The organism is Aeromicrobium sp. Leaf272 (assembly GCF_001422865.1).
GTDB lineage: Bacteria > Actinomycetota > Actinomycetes > Propionibacteriales > Nocardioidaceae > Aeromicrobium.
In genome coordinates, this window is the sequence record NZ_LMMY01000009.1 from 221,053 (window position 1) to 225,405 (window position 4,353).

Here is a 4,353-nt window from a genome sequence, read left to right on the forward strand (position 1 = left end):
TGCTCTCGGCAGCCGTTCTCATTCTGGCCCCCGGGCCCACGGAGAGCACCGACGCCTCCGTGAACCTGCCCGACAACGCCGAGTCCGCGGTTGCGCGCGACCGGCTCGCCGACCTGCCCGGAGGCCAGGACGCTCCCGCGATCGTCGTCGTCTCCAACGGCGGCGAGCGCATCGACCGCACGCAGCTGGCTGCCCTGGGTCGGCTCTCGCAGGACCTGGGATCGTCCTTCGACAGCGAGGTCGCCGGACCCGTCCCGTCGCAGGACGGCACGGTCGCCCTGCTTACCGTCCCCTTGCCCGGAGGCGTCGGCACCGACGAGAACTCCGAGCGGATCGAGGACCTGCGGGCCGACGTCCGCGAGGCCCTGCCCGACGGCCTGACCGCGGAGGTGACGGGCGCCCCGGCCGTCCAGGCCGACCTCGGCGCCGTCTTCGAGGGCGCCGACTTCCGCCTGCTCGCCGCGACCGCGATCGTGGTGGCCCTGCTGCTCATCGTCACGTACCGCAGCCCGTGGCTCTGGCTCGTCCCGTTGATCGTCATCGGGCTCGGCGACCGCGTCGCCGCGAAGGTCGTCGAGGCCATCTCGGGCCTGACCGACATCCCGATCGACGGCTCGACCACCGGCATCACGTCGGTGCTCGTGTTCGGCGCCGGCACCAACTACGCACTCCTGCTCATCGCGCGCTACCGCGAGGAGCTGCGCCGCCACGAGGATCGCCGCGAGGCCATGCGTCAGGCCGTCGGCGCAGCCGCACCGGCCATCCTGTCGAGCTCCGGCACGGTCGTGATCGGCCTGCTGGCGCTGCTCCTGGCCGACGCGCCGTTCGTCAGCCGCATCGGCCTGTCCGGTGCTGCGGGCATCGTCGTGGCCGTCTTCTTCGCCCTGGTCGTCCTCCCCGCCGCCATGACGCTGCCCGGACGCTGGCTGTTCTGGCCGTTCGTGCCCCGCGTCGGCGACCCCGACCCGTCCGAGCGTGGGCTCTGGCGTCGGGTCGGCACGACCGTGACCCGTCGTCCCGTCGTCGTGACCGTCAGCGGCCTCGTGATCCTGGTCCTGATGGCCCTCGGCACGCTCGGGCTGCGCACCGGCCTCGGCCAGGACGAGCAGTTCCTCGACACCCCGGAGTCGATCACCGCGCAGAAGACGCTGTCGTCGGCCTTCCCGGCCGGCTCGTCGGCGCCGACGAGCATCGTCACCACGCCCCAGCGGGCCGAGCAGGTGGCCCGTGCCGCGGGCGACGTGCCCGACGTCCGTTCGGCCGAGGTGGGCCGCGAGGGCGACGGGATCGCCGAGGTCAGCGTGGTGCTGAGCGACGAGCCGTCCAGCGAAGCGGCCCTGCGGACGGTCGGGCTGCTGCGCACCGCCGTGCAGGACGTCGACCCCGACGCCCTGGTCGGCGGCCAGGACGCCGAGGCCCTCGACGAGGCCGACACCGCAGCCCGGGACCGCGGCGTCATCATCCCGGTCGTCCTGGCCGTCGTGCTCGGCATGCTGCTCCTGCTGCTGCGCTCCGTGGTCGCGGCCCTGCTGCTGGCGTCGACGACGGTGCTGTCCTACCTGTCGGCCCTCGGCGTGGGGTGGCTCGTGTTCGACCACGTGCTCGGCTGGTCGGCGATGGACGTGGGCACCCCGCTGCTGGCCTTCGTCTTCCTGGTGGCGCTCGGCGTGGACTACAACATCTTCCTCACCGCGCGCGCACGGGAGGAGATGCGTCGGACGGGGGACGCGACCGGGTCGATCGTCACGGCCCTGGCCGTCACCGGTGGCGTGATCACGAGTGCCGGCATCCTGCTGGCTGCCGTGTTCGCCGTCCTCGGTGTCCTGCCACTGGTGCTGCTGGCCCAGCTGGGCGTGCTGGTCGGCTTCGGCGTGCTGCTCGACACCGTGGTGGTGCGTGGCCTGGTCACGCCGGCCCTGGTCGCCTGGTGCGGCCGCCGGTTCTGGTGGCCGAGCCGGCTGTCGCGCCCGGCCTGACCCCGCGGGGCGCCGGCTCCCCCACCCAGGGCACAGCGGGTGAGAGGTAGGTGGCGCGCGGAATGAGCACGTCAGAGGTAGGTGAGGCGCGGATAGGCACCTCGTATCCGCGCGCCACCTGCCTTCGACGGACGGATGACGCGCGCCACCTACCTCTGACGGCCCGAACCGAGCGCGCACCCGTCCGACGGCCGAGGCTCCGCTCGGAGCGCAGGTCGACGCGGAGCCGCGTCGTCGCAGCCTCAGGACAGGACCCAGCCGCGCAGACACATCCGCAGTGCACGTCGGGCCGCCTGAGCGCACCGCCGGACCCGCCCTCGCGGGCAGACGCCAGCCCACGACCGCCCCACGACGACGGCCGCGGAACCACGGCCGGACCGCGTCAGCTGGCGGCTTCGTCCCCGTACTTCTGGGCGAGATCGGCGTACTGGTCCGGGATCGGGTCACCGGAGTCGTGGTGGAGTTCCTGTTGCAGATCGTCGAAGTCCGGATCAAAGGTCCGGTACTTCAGGTCGCGTGCGACCTTGGTCTGCTTTGCCTTTGCACGGCCGCGCCCCATGGGTCCGACCCCCTCGCAGAAAGAAATCGTCAGTATGTCGTGGGGCCCACCCTACCCAAACCCCGCCAACGTCGCTGGCACCGGGTCGAAGAGTCAGGCGTGTGTCCCGGCGAGCGTGACGCTGCCGCCCGGTCCGTGCACGCCTGCCTCGGCGACGTCGCCGGCGATCCAGGCCTCCACGCCGTGCTCGCCCAGCAGGCGCACGGCCGCGTCTGCGTCGTCGGGCGCGACCAGGGCGACCATCCCCACGCCGATGTTGAGCGCCTCCTCGAGGTCGCCCTGCGAGACGCCACCCAGGTCGGCCACCAGGTCGAAGATCGCCGGCCGCACCCAGGTGCCCCGGTCGACGCGCACCGAGACGGCCTCGGGGACCACTCGCTCGAGGTTGGCCGCGAGCCCACCGCCCGTCACGTGCGACATGGCGTGCGTCTGCGTGCGCCGCACGAGGTCGAGGCACGGCAGCGTGTACAGGCGCGTGGGCGTCAGCAGGGCCTCGCCGAGCGTGGCACCCAGCTCGGGCACGTCGCGGTCGAGGGACCACTGCGCCGTCCCGAAGAACACGTGGCGCGCGAGCGAGTACCCGTTGGAGTGCAGGCCGGAGGACGCCATGGCGACGACGACGTCGCCCGGGCGGACGAGCTCGGCGCCGATCAGCGCGTCGGCCTCGACCACACCGGTGGTGGAGCCGGCCACGTCGTACTCGTCGGGGTGCAGCAGTCCGGGGTGCTCGGCGGTCTCGCCGCCGAGCAGCGCGGTGCCGGACTCGGCGCACGCCTGGGCGATGCCCTTCACGATGTCGGCGATGCGCTCGGGCACGACCTTGCCGCACGCGATGTAGTCGGTCATGAACAGCGGCTCGGCACCGCAGACCACGAGGTCGTCGACGAGCATCCCGACCAGGTCGAAGCCGATGGTGTCGTGCACGTCCATGCGCTGGGCGATCTGCACCTTCGTGCCCACGCCGTCGGCCGACGTCGCGAGCAGCGGCCGGCGGTAGTCCTTCAGGGCCGACGCGTCGAACAGGCCCGCGAAGCCGCCGATGCCACCGACCACCTCGGGGCGCCGAGCCTTGTCGACCCACTCCTTCATCAGCTCGACGGCGCGGTCGCCCGCCTCGATCGAGACTCCGGACGCGGCGTACGCGCTCGGCTCCGTGGTCGTGGGATCGGCGGCACTGGTCACTGGATCACCTTCAACGGCGTGACGTCGGACTCGAGCAGGTGCTTGCCGATCAAGTCGTCCTCGGGCAGCGGCACGGGGTAGATCCCGTCGAAGCAGGCCCGGCACAGCTTGTCCTTGGGGACGTTCGTCGCCTCGACCAGCTGGTCGAGCTCGACGTAGGCGAGCGAGTCGGCGTCGATGGAGCGGCAGATCTCGTCGACGCTGATGCCGTTGGCGATGAGCTCGGCGCGCGAGGCGAAGTCGATGCCGTAGAAGCACGGCCACTTGACCGGCGGGCTCGAGATGCGCACGTGCACCTCGGCGGCGCCGGACTCGCGCAGCATCCGCACGAGGGCGCGCTGCGTGTTGCCGCGCACGATCGAGTCGTCGACCACCACGAGGCGCTTGCCGGCGATGACGTCGCGCAGCGGGTTCAGCTTGAGCCGGATGCCGAGCTGGCGGATGGTCTGCGACGGCTGGATGAACGTGCGGCCCACGTAGGAGTTCTTGACCAGCCCGTGGCCGAAGGGGATGCCGCTCTCCTCGGCGAAGCCGATGGCCGCAGGGGTGCCCGACTCCGGCACGGGGATGACCAGGTCGGCGTCGACGGGGTGCTCACGGGCGAGGCGGCGTCCGATCTCGGCGCGGACGGAGAAG

At 72.2% G+C, this 4,353-nt stretch carries 4 protein-coding genes; 1 reads left to right on the forward strand and 3 read right to left on the reverse strand.

The features are described from left to right. Positions 1-1,976, forward strand: a 1,976-nt coding sequence (locus tag ASF38_RS02625; RefSeq protein WP_056573453.1) for an MMPL family transporter, incomplete at its 5' end; no start/stop codon positions are given. A 382-nt stretch (positions 1,977-2,358) separates the two neighbouring features. Here ASF38_RS02625 and ASF38_RS17005 read toward each other — a convergent pair. The 3 genes from ASF38_RS17005 to ASF38_RS18635 form a co-directional block, all read right to left on the reverse strand. Then, complete coding sequence (locus ASF38_RS17005) at positions 2,359-2,535, reverse strand: DUF3073 domain-containing protein (RefSeq protein WP_082480278.1); 177 nt, start codon at positions 2,533-2,535, stop codon at positions 2,359-2,361. A gap of 93 nt (positions 2,536-2,628) precedes the next feature. Further along, positions 2,629-3,717 carry a phosphoribosylformylglycinamidine cyclo-ligase gene (gene purM, locus ASF38_RS02630; RefSeq protein ID WP_056573455.1) on the reverse strand — a complete coding sequence of 363 codons (1,089 nt, stop codon included), beginning with the start codon at positions 3,715-3,717 and terminating at the stop codon, positions 2,629-2,631. After that, positions 3,714-4,353: amidophosphoribosyltransferase (locus tag ASF38_RS18635; RefSeq protein ID WP_255353798.1), on the reverse strand; the 640-nt coding region annotated here is incomplete at its 5' end. The genes purM and ASF38_RS18635, both read right to left, overlap by 4 nt.